Raw genomic sequence first — 23,377 nt, 5'->3', positions numbered from 1 at the left:
TATTAGATCACTTTCGCTTCGTTTTTCAATTTATCTACAAGCTCGTCTACAGACTTCACTTGTACGCCCGCTTTACGTTCTGCTGGAGCTTCAACTTTAACAGTTTTAAGCTTAGTCGCAGGTGAAACGCCATAATCAGCAGGTGACTTAGTATCAAGCGGCTTTTTACGCGCTTTCATAATGTTTGGAAGAGCAGCATAACGTGGTTCATTCAAACGTAAGTCAGTTGTAATAATTGCTGGAAGTGCAAGTTCAACAGTTTGTAAACCACCATCGATTTCACGAGTCACTTGTACTTTGTCGCCTTCAACTTTAACTTCTGAAGCGAAAGTACCTTGGCCAGCACCTAAAAGCGCACCAAGCATCTGACCAACTTGGTTAGAGTCGTCATCAATTGCTTGTTTACCAAGAAGGATCAATTGAGGTTGTTCAGCGTCTACAACACCTTTTAGGATTTTTGCAACTTCAAGTGCACCTAACTGGCTGTCGTCAGCTTCAACAAGGATACCGCGGTCTGCACCAAGCGCCATAGAAGAACGGATTTGTTCTTGAGCTTCTTTAGGACCAATAGAAACAACAACGATTTCTGAAACAGTTCCTTTTTCTTTTAAACGAACCGCTTCTTCCACTGCGATTTCACAGAATGGGTTAATTGACATTTTAACGTTCGTTAAGTCAACACCACTGTTGTCCGGCTTAACGCGAACTTTAACGTTGGCATCAACCACACGTTTTACAGCAACAAGAGCCTTCATGTAATCCTCGGCTGTTTTAGCAAATGTAAATGTTGAGAAAAGTTATATTAACTCTTCACTTTAAATTTTTTAGGTGCCCTATCTTGCAATGTGTACGGCATTTCGGTCAAGTCACAATTATCGAAAGACCTGTAAAAAAGCGTAATTTCCTTGAACTTATCGTTCACATTTTTTAAAGAATGCTTCAGTTATCCAAAAAAACGCATTATTCAGTTATTTTTTAAGCATTGATTTTTATTATTTTTTTACTTGATTTAGCTCATCAAAAGATCTGATTTAATATCAATTTTCGATCAATCTTTCTGAAATAGAGCTTTCCCTCTACACATTCGGCAACATATCTAAACTTGTCATTTAAGATAGAAGCATAATGAATTTAGCGCTAATTTCACTTTTCCGAAGCTAATTGGTGGGTTTTTCTCTCTTTCTTGTTCTTAATATCTGTCAATATTCAGCACAGATAAAAAAACCTCCGCTTTCGCGAAGGTTTTAGTTAAGGCATTTATTTCTATTTACATTTGCTGTTTTTAATTGGCAATTAACCACGTCGCAGCAAGAGCCAATAAACCGCCTGATGTACCATCGATCCACTTTTGTTTGCGTTCATCAATTTGAGTTTTTTGTGTAACACGTGCAAAGACCACACTTAAACTACAATACACCACAAAAATCAGCCCAATAAAAATGAAGGACAAAATCAAACCTTGACTCACGGTATTCGCTGATTTATCGATAAATTGCGGCAAAATTGCAAAATATATCAACATTCCTTTCGGGTTCAGTAAAGCCGTAAAAAAGCCTTTTTTAATCGGGTTGGACGCTGACTTTTTCTCAATACTTAATTTTTTACTGCTAAATACTGAACGCAGCAAATGCGTTGCCAAATATAAAAGATAAGCAATCCCCAACCAGCGGATTGTTTCAAACAGTAGTGGAAATGACACGATAATCGCAGCAATACCCAATGCCACCAAAATCGAGTGAACCAAGTAACCTGAACACACACCTACTGTAGCCATCATGCCTGCTTTTGCATCCTTACCCATCACTTGTGACAGGATAAAAAGCATATCGGGTCCTGGTGTGAAAATAAGGGGAATTACCGTTAAGGCAAATAAAGCAAATACAGACATTTCAATTTTCCCTTTCTATGTCCTGAAAGTGAAATTAGTATGTTTGAATCGCTTTAAAATAGGATATCAAATATTCTATAATAGATATTATTATTAGAATTATATTCTATTTCATGAAGACATCTTCTAAGTCAATTCTAGTTAAACTAGATCGTATTGATAAAAATATCATTCGCGCACTTCAAAATAATGGTCGCATGCAAAATAATGACTTAGCCAAGGAAATTGGACTCTCTCCATCTTCTTGTTTACGTCGGGTAAAATTACTCGAAGAAGCAGGTGTGATTCAGAATTACACCACCGTGGTCGATCCACAAAAGATTGGCTTTCAATTAATTTTGTTCTCTCGTATTTGGTTAACTGGGCAAGATGCTGAAACCATCGATACCTTTATCGAAGCTATGAAAGAACTACCTCAAGTCATGGAGTGCTACATTATTTTGGGTGAGTGCGATGCAATGCTCAAAGTTGTTGTTCCTGACCTAGAAAGTTACCGTAAATTTCAGTCTACTCACTTAACCAAGAAAAATGGCATTACCAGTGTGAAGACTGATTTACCAAGCCAAATCATCAAACAAAGCTTCCAGTTACCGTTAGAAGATTTATAAACAGAAATTGGTCTGCCAACGAGCAACTCAAGCATTAGAAACGACGAGGCTGATACTACAAGAATGACCACGTAGTAACGCAGTTATTCACAGCCTCGAATGCAAAAACCTAGCTATGCGGTATTTACTTATATTTTAAGCAAAGAAAAATAATGATTTGCGGCAAATGAACGAACACAATCTAAGGAGCCTTTGAGCTTAATTTCTTAAACAAGAATACGACTGATTGGATTTACAGGCTCTCGCTATCAAAACTGAGCGAATTGATTACTGAACAGCAAAATGGGTTTACATTTAGAGATTTTGTTTAGCATCATAAGTTTTGCAAAGACGTCCACTAGCTTATCTCAAATGTTTATTTGAAAGCTTAAAACCAAACGAGGTAGACACTTTAACGCTCTGCTCATAAGCATCACAACATGTCATGGTGCGGGTGATATAAGGGCTAAACATCCAAAACCAATGAAGATAGCCCATGAGTTGTTTATTTGACCAATGGTTTAGGCTGGCTGATTTTCCAAAAAGTCACGATGGATGTGGCTTAGGTCAATAAGTTCATATTGTGCCAAATCAAAAATACGCCAAATGGTGAGGGCATCTTCTTTACTGTCAAATTTAGCAGTTGCTTTATTGGTAAGCTGCCATTGTTTATCCGAAATCCAAATAAAGTATTGGCCCGTCGCCGCATTAAACGCCTGAACTTTTCCATCGGCATTAATCCCTTGTAGCTGCGCACCTTCAGGTAATACAGCTTCTATTTCAGGCAAACCAATTTCAACGAAGTGCTTGATTTGGCGTAAGCCGTATCCTGCAAAAATTTCTTTTTGCTGACCATTTAACTGGTCATATTTTTCTTGAATATCTGAAATCATGGTATGGCCTATATATTTTTTTAACGGTACAGCAATTTAGTAAATAGCGAATTTCACTTCGGCACTTACGTCAATTCAATAATGGACAATTTTTATACCCGATAATTTGAATTTTTATAATGCGACAATAGTTCAAAATGTCGGTCAATTTTACCAATATTTTTTCACATCCTTATTTAACTTTCATGAAGCAGACCACTTTAGGATGCAAAATGTGAAATCTAGCCTATAAATTTAAGCAATATTTAGACCACCACGAGCCAAAGTCGTATTTGCAATTGTTACGAATCTTTATGCTGCGCCCGTGGATGGGCTTGATCATAAACTTGTGCCAATCGATCAAAATCCACATGGGTATAAATTTGCGTGGTGGTTAAATTACTATGCCCCAACATTTCTTGTACAGCACGCAAGTCACCGCTATTAGACAACATATGACTGGCAAAGCAATGACGCAATAAATGCGGATGTAAATCGACATTTACACCTGCACGTTGAGCTTGAAATTTAACTCGATTTTCTATTTGTCTTACCCCCAGTGGATTACCTTTTTGGGTGATAAAAACTTGAGCTTCTGGGACAAAATCGCCATGCCATGCAGGATATAATTGCAACCAATGCATCACAGCCTCTTTGGCTTTAGAACCAAAAGGTACAATGCGGGTTTTATTCCCTTTACCCGTAATACGTAACAGTTGTCGATTAAAATCGATATCTCGAATGGTTAAGCCCTGCACTTCAGCCAAACGTAAGCCACTTGAATACAGCAACTCCAAAATCGCTTTATCACGTATCCAAAGCTGCCGTTGAGTTTCACTTTCTGGCTCAGGCTGTTCCATGATTTGTTTAATGGTTTCAATATCGACCAATCCAGGTAAAGGACGTGATTGGCGTTTGAGCTGAAAATCATCTGCGGGGTTGAAACTGAGATAATCCCCTTGTTCTGCCCATTTCATAAATTGGCGTATTGAAGATAACATGCGCTGCAAACTACTTGGACTGAGCTGAAACTGTTCCACTTTATGAGCAACAAATTCACGCAGATCTGACTTTTCGACATCATGCAGTGGCAAGTTGCGTATTGTACAAAATTGGAGAAAATCACTGACATCACGCTCATACGCTTGCAAGGTATGTTTAGACTGATTTTGAATTTCACGTTCCTTCAACCACATGACCAGTAGTTGAGTCTGATCCATCGTCATCTGTCTTCTCCCATTTCAACATGTGCTTTAGCGTTTCAGTACGTTCTCTAAAGCGATTTCACATATCTGTTTTATGAAAACAGTCTAGCAAAGAACCCCTTAGGCTTACCATCAACACGTTGGTAAAAAGCTTGCGTTTCATTAAGCAAATACCCTTCTACACCATCCACACTGTGCGGATTGACATGGATTAAATCCACTGGGCATTGCTCTTTTAAACTGTCCTGTGTGATACGACCAATTTTACTGTGTAAATCTTGAATTTGTTGTTCAGATAATCCTGCTTCTAAATCTAGTCCGATCAGCAAAGTTGGTGAATCATCTCGAACTTTATTCAGCATTTGCGCCAAATAAGCAGCTTTTACCACACGCTCTGTGCCAAAAAAAATGCTTAATTGATCAATCATAAACTGCGGATATTCCGCCGGCTGACCAATTAAAACTTCCGTATCTTCCGTAACTTCATAGTTTTCTGAGGGCTGAATATACTGCCCGTTCAGCAAATGTTGAATTTCTTCTGGTACAAAGTCCTTCGTCGCATCAGGTGATTGTGGATTCAATACAAGCCTTGCCCCCATGGTCATTTCAAATAATGCCTTGGTTGGTAGCCGGATATACGACTCCTCTTCAGATATTGCCAACCGCATTTTTTCCAAGGACGTAAAAAATGGGATGACGCAATCATAAGTCTCATCTTCCCATGATTTCAATTGAACACTGTCACCTTCATCCAAGATCAAATCTTCGGCAATACGTGAATCACGTCCCCCTGTTGTTCCCACACAATACACATTGGCTGCCAATAACTGAGCTAAAAATTCGGGTCGATACGCGGGTTCATGTAAGGCTTTATGAAAAAGTTGTTCTAAGATTTCTTCTTTTATTTCTTCGTTTATTTGTTCCATGTTGATTCCAATCCAATTGAATTATAATTTTTTATTCACTTTTTATTTTATGAAAAAAGCCCTGAATGAATCAGGGCTTTGATTTTAACCTTGGAAGTAACTTAAATCTAAGCGTCCTTCGTAAACTGTTGCAGTTGGTCCAGTCATCCAAACCACACCACCTTCTTGCCACTCAATTTGCAGCTTACCACCTGCCAACTCTATTTCGACCGAATTGGCTAATAAACCACGACGCATACCTGATACTGCCGCTGCACAAGCACCTGTACCACAGGCCATAGTTTCACCGACACCACGTTCAAATACACGTAAGCGTGCATGTTTCTCATCCACAATTTGCATAAAACCAGCATTTACACGCTGTGGAAAACGCTCATGCGATTCGACTTGTGGACCAATTTTAGCGACGTCTGCAGTAATGACATCAGGAACGATCGTCACTGCATGCGGATTACCCATACTCACTACATCAATGGTGAGCTGTTCATTATTCGCCAATGCAATGTCGTATAAGTTTTCAGGCTCTTCCGCAATAAATGGAATTTCATGCGGCAAAAAGCGTGGATAACCCATGTTGACGCGCACCCAACCATTCGCACCTAATTCAGGCTCTACGATACCTGACTTGGTTTGTACTTTGATTTTGGTTTTGCTGGTCAACTTACGTTCATGCACAAAGCGCGCAAAACAACGTACGCCATTTCCGCATTGTTCAACTTCCGAACCATCTGCATTAAAAATACGATATTTAAAATCGACATTGGGTAAATCAGGTGGTTCTACAATCAAAAGCTGATCAAAACCAATACCAAAATGACGGTCGGCCAAACGCTGAATCGTCACTGTATCTAAATAAGCTCGTTGGCTAATCAGATCGACCACCATGAAGTCATTGCCAAGGCCATGCATTTTGGTAAATTCTAATAACATCTCGAATTTCTCCTTAAGGCAATAAACGTTCACGTTCCCATAATGATTCGATGGTTTCACGCTCACGAATCAAATGAGACTGATCACCGTCAACCATTACTTCAGCAGCACGTCCTCGGCTGTTGTAGTTTGAACTCATGACAAAACCATAAGCACCTGCGCCCAATACTGCAAGCACGTCATTTTCTTGAATCGCCAACTGACGTTGCTTTCCTAAGAAATCGCCAGTTTCGCAAATCGCGCCAACAACATCCCAGTCTTTCTTTTCTGTATCAGTACGAGGCGTTACTTCCTGAATATCCATCCATGCTTCATATAAAGCAGGTCGGATTAAGTCGTTCATAGCAGCATCAATAATGGCAAAATTACGATGATTGGTCGGTTTGAGTAAATCAACTTTAGTTAACAACACACCTGCATTTGCAGAAATACTACGCCCCGGTTCCATATACACCTTAAGGCCTAATTTTTCTAAAGCCGGACGCATTGCCTGAGCATATTCTTCAACAGTTGGTGGAACTTCGTCTTTGTAAGTCACACCTAAACCACCACCGATATCGATGTGTTTTAGGTGAATCCCCATCTCTTTCAATTGATTGATCATCACAATGACACGATCAAGTGCATCAACAAAAGGCTGAGTTTCAGTCAACTGTGAACCGATATGACAATCAATCCCGATAATCTCAAGATTTGGCAATGTCGCCGCATACGCATAGGTGTCAAAAACGCTGTCTGAAGGAATACCGAATTTATTTTCTTTTAAACCCGTAGAGATATAAGGATGGGTTTTAGCATCCACATCTGGATTTACACGCAATGAAATCGGTGCTTTCTTACCCATTGCCGCAGCAACTTTTTGGATTCGATCTAGCTCTGCATGTGATTCAACGTTAAAACATGCAATACCCACGTCCAACGCTTTTTGAATATCAGCTTCAGTTTTACCCAAACCTGAGAATACAATTTTAGAAGCTTCACCACCGGCTTTTAATACACGTGCGAGTTCACCACCCGTCACGATATCAAAACCAGCGCCCTGCTTGGCAAGTACGTTTAACACCGCAAGATTAGAGTTTGACTTTACCGCAAAACAAATTTGATGGTCGATAAAGCTAAATGCACGATCCATATCTGAATAATGCTTTTCAAAAATAGCTTTTGAATAAACATAAAGCGGTGTGCCATATTGCTGTGCAAGCTGTTGTAAAGAACATTGCTCTGCATGCAATACCCCATTCGTACGGGTGAAACTCATGAAAGTATCCTTTCTATAAAAGCATTAAGGTGTAGGGTTAGAATTTGAAGATTCCGACTCAGTTGTAACAGGAGCCGCTTGTTTTTCCTGCTTTTGCTGTGCAGGCGTATCTGGATAAATCAGATATTTTGCGCGTTTATCTGCATTTGCATCAGAAGGTAAATGCAATGCACCAGACTGACCACAAGCTGTCAACAGCACAGCACTTGCTAATACAATAATTTTATAATTCATAAAACGATACATAAACGTACCTAATGAAAAGATTTTTCCGAGTATAACGTGATCAACCCGCGGATAAAAGAAAAGCCCTGTAATTCCAAGTGAGCTTTTTGCCATTCTGCACTAAATTTAAGCAAAATTTGATGGTGCTGTTTTCAACCCTTATTTGTCTTTATTTCTAGCTCGATCAGGCTATTGATTTCTCTGAAATAGCTTATCAATTTGAATGCTGTTTAATACAAATCGAAACGCTAATAAACAGTCTGTTTTAACTTAAAATAAGTCCATATCCAAATAAAAAAGCTGCCCCCTCAGGAGCAGCTTTTTATGTTTTTACATCAGATCAAAAATGTAAATTAATGGTGCTTTTTCTTATAAAAACCGAAATAGCCAATAATCAATATGATGAACCAAATCGGGCTCACCATGAGCGCTTTCATGGTATCTGCTTCTAATGACAAAACATAAATCATGCCGATGAAGAAGATAATCACGAGCCAGCAAGTATATAAGCCGCCCGGCAATTTAAAGGTTGATTTCGCATGCAGCTCAGGACGAGTTTTATAGTAAACGATATAGCTCCAGATAATCATGAGCCATACGCAGATAAATAAAATCGTCGAAAGTGTGGTTGCTAAAGTGAAGGCTTCAACCGTGTTCGGAACGAAATACTGTAATGCAGCACCTAACAACAAACAAACTGCCGAGAAATATAACGCATTTGCCGGAACTGCACGTGAGTTTAGACGGCCAAACGCTTTTGGACCTTGCTCTTCACGAGATAAACCAAACAACATACGTGAAGTCGAGAACACACCACTATTCATCGATGACATAACTGATGACAACACCACCAAGTTCATAATAATCGCAGCAGCAGCAATACCGGCTTGGCTAAACAAGTTCACGAATGGTGAAATGCTTGGGTCAATGGCATTCCATGGCGTAACGGACATCACAATCACAAGTGCAAGCACATAGAAAATAATGATACGAATCGGAATCGAGTTCACAGCTTTAGGCAAGTTGTGTTCTGGATCTTTGGTTTCTGCTGCCGTAGTACCCACGAGTTCTACGCCGACAAAGGCAAAAATGGCGATCTGGAAACCTGCCAAGAAGCCAGTTACTCCTGTTGGGAATAGACCACCATGTGACCATAAATGTATGAATGATGCGATTTCACCTGTCGATGAGGTAAAACCGGTAAAGATCATCCAAAGACCGACACCAATGAGCACCACGATTGCAATAATCTTAATCAGTGCAAACCAAAACTCTAACTCACCAAAAAGTTTAACCGTAACAAGGTTTAAACCCATGATAAAAACAATGGCGGCAACACTGATCATCACCCCTTCTTCGGGCGAGAACGGGTTACCTCCATTAAAGAATTGCAGGTAATAAATAATGGCCGATAAATCTGCAATCCCTATAGTGATCCAGCACAGCCAATAGGTCCAACCCACAAAATAACCTGCCCACGGGCCGATTAAGTCGGTTGCAAAATCGATAAAAGATTTATATTCAAGATTTGATAGTAATAACTCGCCTAATGCACGCATGACGAGGAAAACCATAAAACCAATAATCATATAGATAATAAGGATGGACGGACCAGCTAAACTGATGGTCTTTCCTGACCCCATAAATAAACCTGTACCAATCGCACCACCAATCGCAATCAATTGCAGGTGTCGGTTGGACAAGCTTCGTTTCAAATCGCCGCTATCAGCGTGCGATCCATGAATTTCATTTGACATTATTTAATTCAACTTCGCGTTCCAATTGCGACAAATTAACGTAAAAATTTCAGAAAATACAAAATTATTTTTCATCATCTATATTTTCGGATTAAGTGACAAAGTTAATTTATTTTTCTTATATATAAAAATCTTAACCTCTATCCCAAATTCAAAGCGACAAACAAAACAACAATTTACTTGTAAAAACTTCAATTCTATGCAAAAAATATTTTCCCAACGATAAAAAATTTATGCCAAAAATCATGGAAGTTTCTAACAATGGCATATCAATTGCTACAGATATCAAAAATGTAGCATTCACTCAGGACCGATAAGAAGAAAGATACTATGCAAGATCTACACACACTCATGAATACACTCAGCGGTTGGGTCTGGGGCCCATACATGTTGGTCCTCATTGTCGGAACAGGTGTATTCCTCACCTTCCGTTTACTATTCTGGCAATTCCGCATGTTGCCTTTAGCATTTAAACAAGTGTTTGGAAGGCATGAACATGCCAAATCACATGAAGGCGATATTTCACATTTTGCCTCACTTATGACTGCTTTATCTGCAACCATCGGTACAGGTAATATCGCAGGCGTTGCAACAGCCTGCGTCCTTGGTGGCCCCGGTGCAGTATTTTGGATGTGGATGACAGCCCTCTTTGGTATGGCAACCAAATATGGTGAAGGCGTACTCGCAGTCAAATATCGCGTAAAAAATGAAAATGGCGAAATGAGCGGCGGTCCAATGTACTACATTGAACGTGGACTGAAGTGGAAATGGCTCGCTGTCATTTTTGCCCTCTTTGGTACTTTAGCCTCTTTCGGCATTGGCAGTTCAGTACAGTCCAATACGGTTGCCCTCGCTGTTGAAAATAGTCTCGGACTTGAAACGTGGATTACAGGTATTGTTATTACTATTCTGTCTGCTTTAGTAATTCTCGGCGGAATTAAATCCATCTCTAAAGCATCCTCTTATATCGTACCTATTATGGCTGTCGGTTATGTATTGGGTGGACTAATCATCATTTTAAATAATCTTGAATTGGTCATTCCTTCTCTCAAATTAATCTTTACCTATGCATTTACTGGCGAAGCTGCGGCAGGTGGTGCGATTGGTGCGGCTATTCGTTATGGTGTTGCCCGTGGTGTTTTCTCTAACGAAGCAGGTATGGGTTCTGCACCTATTGCCGCGGCTGCTGCGAAAACGGATCACCCTGCACGTCAAGGTTTAGTTTCAATGACAGGTACATTTATCGATACGATTATCGTGTGTTCTATCACCGGGATTGTTTTGGTCATGGGCTTTATTATGGCAGGCAACAGTTTTGGCGACCAAACTGGTGCAGTTTTAACTATCAGCGTATTTGATAAATTATTACCGGGTTTTGGCGGCTTGATCGTCACCTTCGGGATTATTTTCTTTGCATACTCAACCATTTTAGGTTGGAGTTACTATGGTGAAAAATGCTGTACTTACTTACTTGGTGAAAAGTTTGTCTTGATTTACCGTTTGATTTACATCGCTTCAGTCTTTGTAGGCTGTGTGGCGACTCTTGATCTTGTGTGGTTATTTGCCGATACCTTTAACGGTTTGATGGCTGTACCAAACTTAATTGCGCTGTTGTTACTTTCTGGTGTTATTGCCAAAGAATCGAAGGACTTTATTGCACGTCGTAAATCAGGTGAACTGTACTAATCCTTTCACGCTACTAAACAAAAAGCCACGTGAATTCACGTGGCTTTTTTATTCGGACTGATAATCGATATTTACTTATTGAATCGTACCGATTTGACCATCATCAAATTTGTCGTTTTTCGTGTTGCTTTCATTGGATTCATCCTTTTGATCTGACTCAGCATCTTCAATAAAGCCTTCGCCAAATTGGTCACCAAACTCATTTTCAGCATATTCAGAATCTACAGCACTGGCTTCCATCAGATCCGCTTCGATTTCTAAGGCAATTTCCAAGGATAAAGAAAAGAACAATACCCCCTGAATTTTCATGTTCCCTTGTTCATCTTCAAGATATTCACTGAGAGTTTTATATGCAGGGCTGCTTTCATCAAAAGGTACGTCAAGGTATAAATCACCTGTATAGCTATCGATCAAAGACTCACCTTCTAGCCCCATACAAGGGAAATACTCGAGATTTTGCAGGTCAAACCAGTGCATAACGTCATTACGTACCGTATTTTTCTCAGGATGTTGATGATCATATTCTTCAAAATGCACAAATAACACATCACGATTTTTTTCACGTGCAATGGCATCGATATGTCGTAATAGTTCAGTCATGTGGTGACCCATTTCAAAAAATATAATGCGCTATTATAAAGTGCTTACTATATAAAAGTGCAGCTATTGAAAATAAAACGACATCAATTGACCTTCAACAGTCATTTCATGCGATAAAAACTTGGTTTTTCGATGTATTCACCGCTATGCTGTGACTCAATTTGAGTTTGTGCACAGTAAATATTATGGCGAAAGCAAAAAGTGTCTATCGATGTGAACAATGTGGTGCTGATCATCCCAAATGGGCCGGTCAATGTACCGAATGTGGTGAATGGAATTCATTAGTCGAAGTCAATATTGCACCCGCCGTTACACACCGTGCACAGCCTAAAATGGGCGGTGGCTATGCAGGTCAAGCCGCTGCTGTGACCACCTTAAATCAAGTTTCTGTTTCGCATGAAACCCGAATGGCAACAGGTATTGGTGAATTTGACCGTGTACTCGGTGGTGGACTGGTCACAGGTTCAGTTGTGCTGATTGGTGGTGACCCCGGCATTGGTAAATCCACTATTTTGCTACAAACCGCAACCTATATGGCGGCGAGTAAAAGTTCTGCCTTATATGTCACAGGTGAGGAATCTTTGTCTCAGGTGGCGCTACGTGCCCAGCGCCTAGATTTGCCGACCGATCAACTTAAAGTCATGGCAGAAACCTGTGTCGAGCGTATTTGCGAAGTATTGGCACATGAACGCCCTGCCGTGGCCATTTTAGATTCGATCCAAACCCTATACACCGAAACACTCCAGTCTGCGCCGGGCGGTGTTTCCCAAATTCGTGAATCGGCTGCACTCCTGACCCGCTTTGCCAAAAATAGTGGCACAGCATTGTTTATTGTCGGTCACGTAACAAAAGAAGGCTCTTTGGCAGGCCCTCGTGTGCTTGAGCACATGGTCGATTGTGTTTTGTATTTTGAAGGTCAGTCTGACTCTCGCTTCCGTATGATTCGGGCGGTGAAAAACCGTTTTGGTGCAGTCAACGAGCTTGGTGTATTTGGCATGACCGATAAAGGTCTGCGCGAGGTATCAAACCCCTCCGCTATTTTCCTGAGTCGTTATGATGAAGCCATTCCGGGCTCTATCGTCATGATTAGCCGTGAAGGTACACGTCCACTTTTAGTTGAAGTTCAGGCTTTGGTAGATGATGCGCACGGACAACCTCGACGCGTGGCCTTAGGTTTAGAACAAAACCGTTTAAACATGCTTTTAGCCGTTATGCACCGTCATGGTGGCGTACAAACTGCAGGACAAGATGTCTATGTCAATGTCGTGGGTGGTTTAAAAATCACTGAAACCGGTTCTGACCTTGCGGTACTTTTAGCCTGCGCCTCTAGCTTAAGAGCTAAAGCCCTGCCACAGCATTTGGCAGTATTTGGTGAAGTCGGCCTTTCAGGCGAAATCCGCCCTGTACCCAATGGACAAGAACGACTCAAAGAAGCCATTAAGCATGGTTTTAAAACCATTATTTTACCGCGTGGGAATGCACCGCAAAAACCCATTTCAGGTGTAGAGATTATTTCTGTGGCACGTTTACATGAGGCGTTGAGTCAGGCAATTACGCTGACCGATGAGTCTTAGTAACGCTGATTAGTTTATTTTGAATGAATTTTCAATTTTTTACCGATGTTCTATTGAAATTCAGTACAAATGGCGGCATAACTAGATGGCTATTTTAAATTTATATAGATATAGGAAAATTTGATGGAAGTTCGACAGCGTGGTTTGATGACTGCTCTTTTAACAGCAGCCCTTTTGGTAGCGCCGATTGCAGAAGCGAAACGTGCCGGTGGTGGTAAAAGCCATGGTATGAGCCGTCAAGCTGCTCCAACTCAGTCTTATCAGCAACCTCGTCAATCTGCTCCTGTTCAACAGCCTGCAACTGCTGGCGCTCCAGCAAAATCTGGCTCGAATGTGGGCGGAATGGTTGCTGCTGGTGTGGCTGGTGCTGCAATTGGTGCTGTCGCTGCAAATGCGATGGCAGATGACAATAACGGTCAAGCAGCTTCTGAAGCTCAAGCTCAACAACAGGAAGAGAAAGGTGGTATTCCAGGCTGGATCTGGATTTTACTTGCCGCTGCTGTTGCCTTCTTCATTTTCCGTAAGATGGGCGCAAAAAAAAAACTAGCCGCTAACAATCCTTATGCGCCAAACAGCGGTGCAAACAATGCACCGTTTGGCCAACAAAATGCTGCACCTCGTGCAGGTAATGACAATACGAATATTTTTGGTAATTCTGTAGGCGGTAATTCAGCAGCTTCAAATGCTCCATTTGGTGCAGCTGCTGCAACGAATGCGCCTTTTGGTGCTGCCTATACCAACAGCGGCAATCAATTGCCTGATGGTACAGAACCAGCAACATTTTTACGTGTTGCACGTCAGCGTTTTAACCACATTCAATCGATGAATACGGCAAGCAACATTTCTGAAATTCAGCGTTACTTAACGCCTGACCTTTACCAGTCTATGTATAACGACATTATGGCGAATAAAGATGAAGACGTTGCTGAGTTTTCTAACTTAAATGCTATGGTGGTCGATTCTGCTAACGAAAATGGTCAATACGTTGTAAGTGTGCGTTTTACAGGTACGGTAAGTGAAGACTTAAATAGCCTGCCACAGCCATTTGCTGAAGTATGGCATTTTGTTAAACCTGTGGGTTCTGATCAAGACTGGTTAGTTGCAGGCATTCAACAAGAGCAATAATGTAGAGAATTAAGCATTCTTGCATTCTAAAATAGCGACTCCGGTCGCTATTTTTTCGCCTTTAATTCTCCTCATTTAAATCCATTTCTACTCAGCATGCTGAAAAATCAATAATTTTGTGAATACATTATTCTAATTATTAATAATAATTGTTATCATTTAGATTAACTTTAATACAATTTCCAAGCGCTTAAGTATTTTATGAATAGCTCACCACCTGAGGCACTCGTGACCCCCCTCACATCTGCGCTGCCTAAAACGCGTAAAGACACCCCCTCTCTATTGACCTATCGCTTGATGATTTTCTATCGCTTTGCCCTCGCTTTAGTGGGCGGATATGTTGTCGCGATGCTATCTGCCATCGTGATCGCAGATGTGTTTAGCGAAGACCGTGGAACTGCAGCCATGAGTGCAACTTTAATTGCGTTTATCCTGTGGAGCTGTGCATTTATTTGGGTCTTTATGGTGAATAAAACCCTCAAAGCAACTTTAGGCATTGTGATCCCTGCGGTGTGTTTGTATGCCATTTACATGATGATGGGAAGCTAAAATGCGTGTTGATGCAAAAGTAGAGGGACCGCGCCAGTCCATGTCTTGGCTGCATACATGGGCTAGCCTAATCTTAGGTTGGTTGCTGTATGCTATTTTCCTGACCGGAACCCTGAGCTTCTTTAAAAATGAAATCAATGTCTGGATGACTCCTGAGCTGCATCAATCTGTTCCAGCCAGTTCACAAGTCCAACAAACTGAAGTCGCACTGAATTATTTACAGCAAAATCATCCGAATGCAGGTGCTTGGAATATTTTGCTGCCGAATACGCGTCAAAATGCCACATTAATTACCGTTCGTGAACAAGGTGAAGACCCTCGCGCACGCCGTGGCGGTAAACAAATCTACATTGATAGTGCTACAGGTGAAGTGCTTGAGCCGCGCGATACACGTGGTGGTAATTTTCTCTATCGTTTCCATTTTGAACTATATGGCATGCCACGTATGTGGACGCGATGGTTTATCGGGATAGCCACACTGTTGATGTTAGTTGCCATCATTAGTGGTGTGATTACTCATAAAAAAATCTTTAAAGATTTCTTTACCTTCCGTTCAGGCAAAGGACAACGTTCTTGGCTCGATGCACATAATGCTACAGCAGTATTTGCGCTTCCCTTCCACATCATGATCACCTTTAGTGGCCTGTTGCTGCTGTTATTTACGATCATGCCTTGGGGGATTGAACGTATTTATGAAAACCGGGGACAATTTTTACAAGAACAAAATCGTGCCTTGGTTCAAGAAAATAAACCTGAAGGACGTGAATCTGCTCAAGGACGCGAAGAACGTGGCGAACGCCCACAGCAAGCCCGTGCCAATTCTGCACAAAACCAAGGCGAAAATCGTGCTGAGGGCCGTGGTGAAGGTCGAGGAGATCGTCGCTCTAAACGTGAAGAGCAACCTATCGTTGCTGCGCCGTTGACCAACTTAGCGCCGATCGTGACTGCGGTTCAGACTGAATGGAAAACCAATCCTATTAGTACCGTTAGCATCATTGCACCGAATACAGACCAAGCTAAAATTGAACTACGTGCCTTACATGGTGAAAGTGTCGCGTATCGAAATGTCTATGCAAGCAAACAATTTGATGGCGTAACAGGCAAAGACTTAACTGACGAAAGTGCCAAGTTAAAGCACCCTTCTGTACCGATGGGTATTTACAATGTAGTCACTACGCTACATGAAGCACGCGGTGTAGATTTAGCACTACGTTGGCTGCTGTTTATTTCAGGGATTGTAGGCACCCTGATGGTCGCTACAGGTCTCATTCTGTGGTGTGTAAAACGTGCGCCGCAACAGCAAAAACAAGGCTTTAAATCATTTGGCTACCGCACGGTTGAAGTGACCAATATTGCAGCGATTATTGGTTTACCCATTGCCTGCGCAGCATTTTTCTATGCCAACCGTTTTATTCCCGCACAGCTTGAAAACCGTTCGGAATTAGAAATTCGTAGTTTCTTTATTGTTTGGCTACTGACGCTCGTTTATGCGATTTTCCGTACGCACCGTCAAGCGTGGCTAGAACTTTTAGCTTTTGCCACAGCAATTTTTGCCTTACTGCCGATTGTAAACTTCATGACTGGTGGTCAACCGCTTTGGAATACCATGGTAAATGGCCAATGGATGATTGCATCCTTTGATCTTGCAATGTGGCTCTTGGCTATCTTGTTTGCCTATTCATTTTACAAAGTGAAAAAGCATAAAGGGCTGCCTGTTAAAAAAGCGCGTGGCAAGAAGGAGGTTGAAGCATGATGTTCTTTCTCCTGATTTGGGCACTGAGTAGCTTAGGTTTTTTTGCCTTGGCAAGCAGCATGTCTAAACATCAAAAGCAGTTTTACAGCAAAGAGTTAAGTGTGGGCCAAACACGGTTAGCCACGCTGATCGGCTGGGCGCTATTGATCATCGCCTTACTACTTTGCCTCTCTCTTGGCACGCCGAGCAATAACATCAGTTATTGGTTTGGCGCGCTGACTATTGCGGCTTTATTTGTCGGGCTATGTATTAGTTATATCGCTGAATATTTTTGGAAAATTATTGGTGCATTGGTTGGCGTATTTGTATTGTCAGCTGTGTTATTGAAATTTTAATTCATTAGACAAGCTTCTCTAAACATTCTCTAAACATTGAAAGCCAATCTTCGGATTGGCTTTTTTCATGCCAACCGATTAGGCTATGCCTATTCTGCTCTTTTGGATTACACATGTCTGAACTTTCGATCTCTCCTGCTTTATATAATCGCGCCATGGCAGGCAATAAAGATGCTCAATTTGAACTGGCTGAAATTTATATGCAAAGTGAAAATGATGAGCATGTTGAACTTGCTGAAGAATGGGCACTCAAAGCAGCTCAGTTAGGTCATGTAGAAGCCATGTATTGGCTGGGTGAAGGCTATGCAGTCTATGCCAAAGATATGCTCGAAGAAGATCCTGAAGAATCTAAAACCTATTTTGAACATGCGCACCGCTGGTTAGAACAAGCGGCAAAACATGACCATCCTGCTGCAATTTTAGAATTGGCCAATTTTTACCGTCGCGGCGATGTGGTGGAAAAAGATGTCGCTAAATCCATTGAACTGGTTGAACAATCTGCAAAATTAGGTGAAGTTCAAGCCATGCGTGACTTAGCCTTTATTTATGCCAATGGCTTAGGCATCGACGCTGATGAAGAAAAAGCAGACTTTTGGAATGAAAAAGCCAACGTAGCCGAGCAATAATCCAATCATATTCAAAAAAAATAAAGCCCATCTCATGATGGGCTTTTTTGCTTTTAACAAAATGGCTCAGCTCGCCACATAGTCATTTACATCTACAGTAATGACTTGTCGGCAAATGCCTTCTGCACCACGCTGCTGTTCAAATACGTCTGCTGGCATGGCATCAAAACTGTCAAAGAAACTGATTTCTGTTTCGTCAATGTCATACACCAAAGAATGATTCCCCACGCCCTCTAGTGTGTCGTAATAGACAATCACAAACTGATTTTGTTCAAAAGCCTGCTGAATTTGTGCATAGCCAATTGCGGGTAATACAAGCAGTTCCAATTGGTCTGCTTCTGCATAGCTGCGTTTTTCACTGTCCTGCAGTTCAGGATCATGCTCTGTGTAAAACTTTACTTGAAAGCCAAACTTTTTTAGCCCTACGGCTAAACCAATAGTTGTTGTGCCATGGCCAGCTTCATAAGCGCAAACTTCGATGAGCTGCTGAATGTCTGCATCTATACCTAAGTGCTGCAGCAACATCCACACTGCATAAATGCCGCCATTGGCTTCTAAATTTGCCAACTCATCAGGTATTTCCATCGACATATATCAAAACTCAAAATTGCTTATGGACGATGATAAACAAATCGCAGCAGTTTTGCCTGCAAGTTTTAATCCAGACCTGATTTCACATGCACAAAAATAATGTCCAAATCTTGTTTGGGCACAAAATTCTTTTCAACCATTTGAAACTGCGTAGCGCTGATTTTCTTCACTTTTCCTGCCCAGCAAAAAGAAACCAGCTCTCCTGCATCACGCTCAACGGTCAATTTAAAATCTTGAATAGGCTTTGCCCAATTGGCGCCTGTTTTTAAGATATAGCCCAGCGCTTGAAATGGTGCATGCTGTGATTTGGCCTTTCTGAGTCCTTCCTTAAAGTTTTGATCCATACAATAACTTTTATTATATTCATCAGGATATAAAGCCACAGACCCACCCACCAGCGGTGCATATTGATGCTGTACACGTGTGAGCGCATTGGCTTTAAACGTTTGCTTCCAACTGTAAATCACCTGAGACGACCATGAAATGGTTTCATTCGGATCTTTGGGCAATACTTTTTGCAGCGCTACATTTTTACAGCGTCTGAGTTTTGTTTCGAAAGTTTCATATTCAACATCTTGCCTGCTCCACGGATTCAGCATGTTTTTTTCCGTAAACCCGCATTGCTTAAAACTCTCCGTCATATCAATCGGGGCTGTTTTCTCATTTTTTTGAATAAAAGTGCGCACATGCATTTCAGGCTGAATCATTTTTCCATTCACCTGAACTTTAAAACTTTTTAGCAATTTTTCAGTATTGGCAAAATCAGATTCAAAGAAGTTTTCAACTTTTGGCAGTGGAAAAAGTATGGTTTCAGTCACATCTTTATTGCTCAGATTTTTAAACTGATAATCGACCTTGATCATTTTTTTACTAATAAATAGGTCTTCACTGAACATTTGAATGTCTTTATTTTTAAGGTACTGCACCCCTCCCGTTGCCACATAGCCTGTTGAATCGTTGGCATATGTTAGTGCTGAAAAACACAAGCATATGAATGCAGTTAATTTTTTCATTATTAGCTTCCAATTTTTTATATTTAAAATTGCACTAGAATATCATCGACCATTTTTCAGGAATATACTCAGAAATTAGCCCTATCCCGATAATTATAAGGGCAATGATGCCAATCAAAATAATAAAACTCACTGCTTTTATGACTACTCTAAGGGTTAAATTTAAGCCTTTCGTATAATTTTCAATAAAGCCTGAAAATTTAAATAAGGATAAAACCCCAATCAAAATTAAAGGCAGAAAAAAAATATCTTGTGGTGAAAAGTCGCCTCGCCTTGCTGAGACAGCTTGTGAAGATACGAGTAAAACTAGGAAAATATTAAATTTTAATATATTCATGATATGTACGTTATTATCTTTTTATTATCAGATTATTCATCTACATATTAACCAATTTTTGATTGGAACTCACTCTATTTCCAAGTACAATACTGCCCTAGTCGAGGGATGCTGCGACTTTCTTATAGGCACTAAATATAAGATCGCTAGGCTCGACGATTCGGTTGGACACTCGTTCCAATCAACAACGGCATCCGCGAACTGAATGATCAATTGTTTTTATTAAGGAGATCGTGATGAACGCGGTTAATGCTTCATTTACAGATTACAAAGTTGCCGATATTTCACTAGCTGACTACGGCCGTAAAGAAATCAAACTCGCAGAAGCAGAAATGCCAGCCCTAATGGGTCTTCGCAAACGCTATGCAGCGGCTAAACCCCTTGCTGGCGCGAAAATCCTAGGCTGTATCCACATGACTATTCAAACTGCAGTTTTAATTGAAACTCTAGTTGAATTGGGCGCAGAAGTACGCTGGACTTCATGCAACATCTTCTCTACTCAAGACCACGCTGCTGCTGCAATCGCTGCTGCAGGTATTCCTGTATTTGCTTGGAAAGGCGAAACTGAAGAAGAATACATGTGGTGTCTTGAACAGCAAATCAATGTAAACGGCACACCTTGGGATGCCAACATGATTCTGGATGATGGCGGTGACTTAACTGCACTTGTTCACGAAAAATACCCAGAAGTAATTGCTAAAATCCACGGTATTACTGAAGAAACCACTACAGGTGTTCAACGTCTTTACGAAATGCACCGCGACGGTACTTTAAAAGTTCCTGCAATCAACGTAAACGACTCTGTAACTAAGTCTAAAAACGACAACAAATACGGCTGCCGCCACTCTCTAAACGATGCAATCAAACGCGGTACAGATATGCTTTTATCTGGCCGCCGTGCACTTGTAATCGGTTATGGCGACGTAGGTAAAGGTTCTGCTCAATCACTTCGTCAAGAAGGCATGATTGTACGTGTAACTGAAGTTGACCCAATCTGCGCAATGCAAGCATGCATGGACGGTTTCGAAGTTGTTGCTCCGTATAAAAATGGCATTCAAACGGGTAAGAAAGAAGACATCAACCTTGATCTTCTTCAAAATACTGACTTGATCGTAACAACAACTGGTAACTACCACGTATGTGACGCTGCAATGCTTGATTCATTAAAAGCTGGCGCTGTAGTTTGTAACATCGGTCATTTCGATACTGAAATCGACACAAATTACTTACGTGATTATAAGTGGGTTGAAGTTAAGCCACAAGTTCACCAAGTGTATCGTTCAGAAAATGAAAATGATTACCTTATTCTTCTTTCAGAAGGCCGCTTAGTGAACCTTGGTAATGCAACAGGTCACCCTTCACGTATTATGGATGGTTCTTTTGCTAACCAAGTGTTGGGGCAAATGCACTTGTTCGCTGAAAAATTTGCTGATCTTCCTGAAGATCAAAAACAAGCTGCAATCCGCGTAGAACTTATTCCTAAGAAATTAGACGAAGAAGTTGCTGCTGCAATGGTTGCTGGTTTCGGTGGCGTATTGACGACTTTGACTCAAGAACAAGCGGATTACCTCGGTGTTCAAGTTGAAGGTCCGTTCAAAGCTGAGGCTTATAAATATTAATTAGCCCTCACCCCATCCCTCTCCCAGAGGGAGAGGGTGACCGCAGAACATCTTCATTTATGAATTCACTTTCATGTTTTGAAGAAAGTTAGCTTGCTCCCCTGCATAATTCAGTAATGAATACTCCTCTCCCTATGGGAGAGGTCAGGGAGAGGGTAAACAAATAGTATTTATAAAAAAGGATTTGAACATGTCAAAACAGATTCCTATTTCCTTTGAGTTCTTCCCGACCAAAACTGATGCGGGCGCGGAAAAACTTAAAGTTGTACACCAAGAACTACAATTATTAAATCCTGAATTTTTCTCTGTAACATACGGCGCAGGCGGTTCTACCCGTGAACGTACTTTGTCTACATTGAATGATTTCAATGGTAAAGGCACGCCTGTTGCTCCTCACCTTTCTTGTATTGGTGACAGCAAAGAACGTATTGCTGAATTGCTGGATTTGTATAAATCGCAAGGCATTGACCGTATTGTTGCGCTGCGCGGTGACTTGCCGTCTGGTCAAGTAGGCTTAGGCGAATTGCCTTATGCAACAGATCTTGTGCGTTTCATCCGTGAACATACAGGTGATCACTTCAAAATTGAAGTGGCGGCTTATCCTGAAATGCATCCGCAAGCAGACAGCTTTGATCTCGACATCAAACGTTTCTGCGATAAAGCCAATGCAGGCGCTAATGCAGCACTCACACAATTCTTCTTTAATCCAGATGCCTATTTCTACTTTGTAGAGCGCATTCAAAAAGAAGGCGTGAACATTCCTGTCGCTCCAGGCATTATGCCGATTACCAATGCAAGCAATTTAATTCGTTTTGCTGATGGTACAGGTGCAGAAATTCCTCGCTGGATTCGCAAACAGCTTGCGACTTATGGCGACGACACAGCGTCAATCAAAGCCTTTGGTCATGAAGTGATTGTGAAACTTTGCGAACGCCTGATTGCTGGTGGTGCGCCAAGCCTGCACTTCTACACCATGAATACCACTGACCCTACACGTCAACTTGTGAAAGACCTCGGTCTTGCATAAGACATTTCGACCTTTTTGAGAGTAAAACTTTAATGCCACGTTTTTATATTGAAGCTGATTTAACTGTTGATACGACTGTTGAATTAACGGAAACAGTGTTTCATCACTGGGTAAAAGTTTTACGTGCTCAAGTGGGCGAAACTGCCACTTTGTTCAATGGGCAAGGTGGCGAATACCATGTTGAATTGGTTGAAGTCGCTAAAAAGTCGGCTGCCGTCCAAGTTCTGCAATTCAATCCAAGCAATCGCACACCACATTTTACAGCACTATTGGGTCAAGTGATGAGCAAAGGCGACCGCATGGATTATGCAATTCAAAAAGCGGTGGAACTCGGTGTTTCTGAAATTCAACTACTCACATCCGAACGTTGTGAAATGCGTTTGAAGTACGATCGTGATCAAAAGAAACTCGACCATTGGCAAAGCATTGCTATTGCTGCATGTGAACAATGTGGTCTCAACATTGTCCCTAAAGTACTTGCGCCCCTTTCCCTTGAAAAATGGTTGGAGAGTAATCTACCGACAACCAAGTTGGTACTCGCACCCAATAAAGATGAAGTTGATGTATTAGCAGATGCTGACCCGCACTTTGCCTTACTGATTGGCCCTGAAGGTGGCTTGAGCGAAGCCGAGATCAGCGCAGCAAATGAGAAAGGTTTTGTGAACTGGTGTATCGGTGAACGTGTCCTTCGCACAGAAACTGCACCTGTAGTTGCACTTTCAATTTTAAATTATAAATTTATTTAATTTTTACTCGATGGTTCATCTGAAAGCATCAATGATGGCATCCTTGATATTGCTTTTTATTTGTAACGCAATTACCCTAGAGTCAATAAAAACAAATGATTTGTTACTAAGAATAAACAAATACTCTCAGGAACAATACAAATACAAC

At 41.1% G+C, this 23,377-nt stretch carries 23 protein-coding genes and 1 pseudogene; 11 read left to right on the top strand and 13 right to left on the bottom strand.

Annotation, left to right across the window (positions count from 1 at the left end):
• Window positions 1-2: 2 nt before the first annotated feature.
• Window positions 3-755: an electron transfer flavoprotein subunit beta/FixA family protein gene (locus FTU36_RS04750; RefSeq protein ID WP_078192067.1), complete on the bottom strand. Its 753-nt coding sequence runs from the start codon at window positions 753-755 to the stop codon at window positions 3-5.
• A 527-nt stretch (window positions 756-1,282) separates the two neighbouring features.
• The gene (locus FTU36_RS04745; protein ID WP_180116895.1) at window positions 1,283-1,888 is read right to left on the bottom strand and encodes a LysE family translocator; all 606 of its coding nucleotides are present in this window, start codon (window positions 1,886-1,888) and stop codon (window positions 1,283-1,285) included.
• 113 nt (window positions 1,889-2,001) lie between these two features.
• Here FTU36_RS04745 and FTU36_RS04740 point away from each other — a divergent pair, with 113 nt between their 5' ends.
• Window positions 2,002-2,496, top strand: a complete 495-nt coding sequence (locus tag FTU36_RS04740; RefSeq protein WP_078190405.1) for an Lrp/AsnC family transcriptional regulator — start codon at window positions 2,002-2,004, stop codon at window positions 2,494-2,496.
• 500 nt (window positions 2,497-2,996) lie between these two features.
• Here the strand turns inward: FTU36_RS04740 and FTU36_RS04735 are convergent, their stop codons facing one another.
• The 7 genes from FTU36_RS04735 to FTU36_RS04705 all read right to left on the bottom strand — a co-directional run bounded on the left by FTU36_RS04735 (window position 2,997) and on the right by FTU36_RS04705 (window position 9,648).
• Window positions 2,997-3,368 (bottom strand): hypothetical protein, encoded by a 372-nt coding sequence (locus FTU36_RS04735; RefSeq protein WP_218954377.1) that lies wholly within the window; start codon window positions 3,366-3,368, stop codon window positions 2,997-2,999.
• Between the two features lie 281 nt (window positions 3,369-3,649).
• Window positions 3,650-4,573 carry a tyrosine recombinase XerC gene (locus tag FTU36_RS04730; RefSeq protein WP_180116894.1) on the bottom strand — a complete coding sequence of 308 codons (924 nt, stop codon included), beginning with the start codon at window positions 4,571-4,573 and terminating at the stop codon, window positions 3,650-3,652.
• A 71-nt stretch (window positions 4,574-4,644) separates the two neighbouring features.
• Window positions 4,645-5,478, bottom strand: coding sequence for an enhanced serine sensitivity protein SseB C-terminal domain-containing protein (locus FTU36_RS04725; protein WP_180116893.1), 834 nt, complete (start codon window positions 5,476-5,478; stop codon window positions 4,645-4,647).
• An 84-nt stretch (window positions 5,479-5,562) separates the two neighbouring features.
• Entirely contained in the window at window positions 5,563-6,408 is an 846-nt protein-coding gene (gene dapF / locus FTU36_RS04720) for a diaminopimelate epimerase (RefSeq protein WP_111883917.1), read from the bottom strand.
• A gap of 13 nt (window positions 6,409-6,421) precedes the next feature.
• Window positions 6,422-7,666 carry a diaminopimelate decarboxylase gene (gene lysA / locus FTU36_RS04715; RefSeq protein ID WP_180116892.1) on the bottom strand — a complete coding sequence of 415 codons (1,245 nt, stop codon included), beginning with the start codon at window positions 7,664-7,666 and terminating at the stop codon, window positions 6,422-6,424.
• Between the two features lie 24 nt (window positions 7,667-7,690).
• Window positions 7,691-7,900 carry a lipoprotein gene (locus tag FTU36_RS04710; protein WP_373685129.1) on the bottom strand — a complete coding sequence of 70 codons (210 nt, stop codon included), beginning with the start codon at window positions 7,898-7,900 and terminating at the stop codon, window positions 7,691-7,693.
• A 344-nt stretch (window positions 7,901-8,244) separates the two neighbouring features.
• On the bottom strand, window positions 8,245-9,648 hold the full coding sequence (locus FTU36_RS04705; RefSeq protein WP_180116891.1) for an amino acid permease: 1,404 nt from the start codon (window positions 9,646-9,648) through the stop codon (window positions 8,245-8,247).
• A 330-nt stretch (window positions 9,649-9,978) separates the two neighbouring features.
• Here FTU36_RS04705 and FTU36_RS04700 point away from each other — a divergent pair, with 330 nt between their 5' ends.
• The gene (locus FTU36_RS04700) at window positions 9,979-11,334 is read left to right on the top strand and encodes a sodium:alanine symporter family protein (protein WP_180065027.1); all 1,356 of its coding nucleotides are present in this window, start codon (window positions 9,979-9,981) and stop codon (window positions 11,332-11,334) included.
• 243 nt (window positions 11,335-11,577) lie between these two features.
• On the opposite strand, the pseudogene FTU36_RS04695 reads toward FTU36_RS04700, so the two are convergent.
• Window positions 11,578-11,934 (bottom strand): annotated as a pseudogene (locus tag FTU36_RS04695) (hypothetical protein); the annotation flags it as partial.
• 185 nt (window positions 11,935-12,119) lie between these two features.
• Here FTU36_RS04695 and radA point away from each other — a divergent pair.
• The 6 genes from radA to FTU36_RS04665 all read left to right on the top strand — a co-directional run bounded on the left by radA (window position 12,120) and on the right by FTU36_RS04665 (window position 17,896).
• Window positions 12,120-13,508 (top strand): DNA repair protein RadA, encoded by a 1,389-nt coding sequence (gene radA, locus FTU36_RS04690; protein ID WP_180003350.1) that lies wholly within the window; start codon window positions 12,120-12,122, stop codon window positions 13,506-13,508.
• A gap of 123 nt (window positions 13,509-13,631) precedes the next feature.
• Complete coding sequence (locus FTU36_RS04685) at window positions 13,632-14,633, top strand: Tim44 domain-containing protein (protein WP_180116890.1); 1,002 nt, start codon at window positions 13,632-13,634, stop codon at window positions 14,631-14,633.
• 201 nt (window positions 14,634-14,834) lie between these two features.
• Window positions 14,835-15,182, top strand: coding sequence for a hypothetical protein (locus tag FTU36_RS04680; protein ID WP_180116889.1), 348 nt, complete (start codon window positions 14,835-14,837; stop codon window positions 15,180-15,182).
• Window position 15,183: 1 nt separating this feature from the next.
• The gene (locus tag FTU36_RS04675; RefSeq protein ID WP_180116888.1) at window positions 15,184-16,935 is read left to right on the top strand and encodes a PepSY domain-containing protein; all 1,752 of its coding nucleotides are present in this window, start codon (window positions 15,184-15,186) and stop codon (window positions 16,933-16,935) included.
• On the top strand, window positions 16,932-17,270 hold the full coding sequence (locus FTU36_RS04670) for a DUF3325 domain-containing protein (RefSeq protein ID WP_180116887.1): 339 nt from the start codon (window positions 16,932-16,934) through the stop codon (window positions 17,268-17,270). The genes FTU36_RS04675 and FTU36_RS04670 overlap by 4 nt, the downstream gene beginning before the upstream one ends.
• Before the next feature lie 113 nt (window positions 17,271-17,383).
• Window positions 17,384-17,896, top strand: a complete 513-nt coding sequence (locus FTU36_RS04665; RefSeq protein ID WP_180003360.1) for a tetratricopeptide repeat protein — start codon at window positions 17,384-17,386, stop codon at window positions 17,894-17,896.
• 66 nt (window positions 17,897-17,962) lie between these two features.
• Here the strand turns inward: FTU36_RS04665 and FTU36_RS04660 are convergent, their stop codons facing one another.
• The 3 genes from FTU36_RS04660 to FTU36_RS04650 form a co-directional block, all read right to left on the bottom strand.
• Window positions 17,963-18,487: a cysteine peptidase family C39 domain-containing protein gene (locus FTU36_RS04660; RefSeq protein WP_180003362.1), complete on the bottom strand. Its 525-nt coding sequence runs from the start codon at window positions 18,485-18,487 to the stop codon at window positions 17,963-17,965.
• Window positions 18,488-18,552: 65 nt separating this feature from the next.
• On the bottom strand, window positions 18,553-19,500 hold the full coding sequence (locus FTU36_RS04655; protein WP_180003363.1) for a DUF4424 family protein: 948 nt from the start codon (window positions 19,498-19,500) through the stop codon (window positions 18,553-18,555).
• Between the two features lie 34 nt (window positions 19,501-19,534).
• Window positions 19,535-19,837, bottom strand: coding sequence for a hypothetical protein (locus tag FTU36_RS04650; RefSeq protein ID WP_111883908.1), 303 nt, complete (start codon window positions 19,835-19,837; stop codon window positions 19,535-19,537).
• Between the two features lie 236 nt (window positions 19,838-20,073).
• Here FTU36_RS04650 and ahcY point away from each other — a divergent pair, with 236 nt between their 5' ends.
• The 3 genes from ahcY (at window position 20,074) to FTU36_RS04635 (ending at window position 23,229) form a co-directional block, all read left to right on the top strand.
• Complete coding sequence (gene ahcY, locus FTU36_RS04645) at window positions 20,074-21,456, top strand: adenosylhomocysteinase (protein ID WP_180116886.1); 1,383 nt, start codon at window positions 20,074-20,076, stop codon at window positions 21,454-21,456.
• Window positions 21,457-21,646: 190 nt separating this feature from the next.
• A complete protein-coding gene (gene metF / locus FTU36_RS04640; protein WP_168378282.1) occupies window positions 21,647-22,483 on the top strand; it encodes a methylenetetrahydrofolate reductase [NAD(P)H] in 837 nt (278 codons plus the stop codon).
• A gap of 32 nt (window positions 22,484-22,515) precedes the next feature.
• Window positions 22,516-23,229 carry a 16S rRNA (uracil(1498)-N(3))-methyltransferase gene (locus tag FTU36_RS04635; protein WP_180055741.1) on the top strand — a complete coding sequence of 238 codons (714 nt, stop codon included), beginning with the start codon at window positions 22,516-22,518 and terminating at the stop codon, window positions 23,227-23,229.
• The last annotated feature ends 148 nt before the right edge of the window (window positions 23,230-23,377 follow it).

Source organism: Acinetobacter sp. YH12096, assembly GCF_013419215.1.
GTDB lineage: Bacteria > Pseudomonadota > Gammaproteobacteria > Pseudomonadales > Moraxellaceae > Acinetobacter > Acinetobacter amyesii.
This window is presented reverse-complemented; position numbering and strand designations above follow the sequence as displayed.

Bases quoted from the DNA above. Each gene is read 5' to 3' on its own strand.
- FTU36_RS04700 (WP_180065027.1), top strand. From the start codon at position 9,979: ATGCAAGATCTACACACACTCATGAATACACTCAGCGGTTGGGTCTGG.
- FTU36_RS04705 (WP_180116891.1), bottom strand. From the start codon at position 9,648: ATGTCAAATGAAATTCATGGATCGCACGCTGATAGCGGCGATTTGAAA.
- FTU36_RS04680 (WP_180116889.1), top strand. From the start codon at position 14,835: ATGAATAGCTCACCACCTGAGGCACTCGTGACCCCCCTCACATCTGCG.
- radA (WP_180003350.1), top strand. From the start codon at position 12,120: ATGGCGAAAGCAAAAAGTGTCTATCGATGTGAACAATGTGGTGCTGAT.
- metF (WP_168378282.1), top strand. From the start codon at position 21,647: ATGTCAAAACAGATTCCTATTTCCTTTGAGTTCTTCCCGACCAAAACT.
- FTU36_RS04750 (WP_078192067.1), bottom strand. From the start codon at position 755: ATGAAGGCTCTTGTTGCTGTAAAACGTGTGGTTGATGCCAACGTTAAA.
- FTU36_RS04635 (WP_180055741.1), top strand. From the start codon at position 22,516: ATGCCACGTTTTTATATTGAAGCTGATTTAACTGTTGATACGACTGTT.
- FTU36_RS04730 (WP_180116894.1), bottom strand. From the start codon at position 4,573: ATGACGATGGATCAGACTCAACTACTGGTCATGTGGTTGAAGGAACGT.
- FTU36_RS04665 (WP_180003360.1), top strand. From the start codon at position 17,384: ATGTCTGAACTTTCGATCTCTCCTGCTTTATATAATCGCGCCATGGCA.
- FTU36_RS04685 (WP_180116890.1), top strand. From the start codon at position 13,632: ATGGAAGTTCGACAGCGTGGTTTGATGACTGCTCTTTTAACAGCAGCC.
- FTU36_RS04735 (WP_218954377.1), bottom strand. From the start codon at position 3,368: ATGATTTCAGATATTCAAGAAAAATATGACCAGTTAAATGGTCAGCAA.
- FTU36_RS04650 (WP_111883908.1), bottom strand. From the start codon at position 19,837: ATGAATATATTAAAATTTAATATTTTCCTAGTTTTACTCGTATCTTCA.
- FTU36_RS04655 (WP_180003363.1), bottom strand. From the start codon at position 19,500: ATGAAAAAATTAACTGCATTCATATGCTTGTGTTTTTCAGCACTAACA.
- FTU36_RS04710 (WP_373685129.1), bottom strand. From the start codon at position 7,900: ATGAATTATAAAATTATTGTATTAGCAAGTGCTGTGCTGTTGACAGCT.
- lysA (WP_180116892.1), bottom strand. From the start codon at position 7,666: ATGAGTTTCACCCGTACGAATGGGGTATTGCATGCAGAGCAATGTTCT.
- ahcY (WP_180116886.1), top strand. From the start codon at position 20,074: ATGAACGCGGTTAATGCTTCATTTACAGATTACAAAGTTGCCGATATT.
- FTU36_RS04745 (WP_180116895.1), bottom strand. From the start codon at position 1,888: ATGTCTGTATTTGCTTTATTTGCCTTAACGGTAATTCCCCTTATTTTC.
- FTU36_RS04725 (WP_180116893.1), bottom strand. From the start codon at position 5,478: ATGGAACAAATAAACGAAGAAATAAAAGAAGAAATCTTAGAACAACTT.
- dapF (WP_111883917.1), bottom strand. From the start codon at position 6,408: ATGTTATTAGAATTTACCAAAATGCATGGCCTTGGCAATGACTTCATG.
- FTU36_RS04660 (WP_180003362.1), bottom strand. From the start codon at position 18,487: ATGTCGATGGAAATACCTGATGAGTTGGCAAATTTAGAAGCCAATGGC.
- FTU36_RS04740 (WP_078190405.1), top strand. From the start codon at position 2,002: ATGAAGACATCTTCTAAGTCAATTCTAGTTAAACTAGATCGTATTGAT.
- FTU36_RS04675 (WP_180116888.1), top strand. From the start codon at position 15,184: ATGCGTGTTGATGCAAAAGTAGAGGGACCGCGCCAGTCCATGTCTTGG.
- FTU36_RS04670 (WP_180116887.1), top strand. From the start codon at position 16,932: ATGATGTTCTTTCTCCTGATTTGGGCACTGAGTAGCTTAGGTTTTTTT.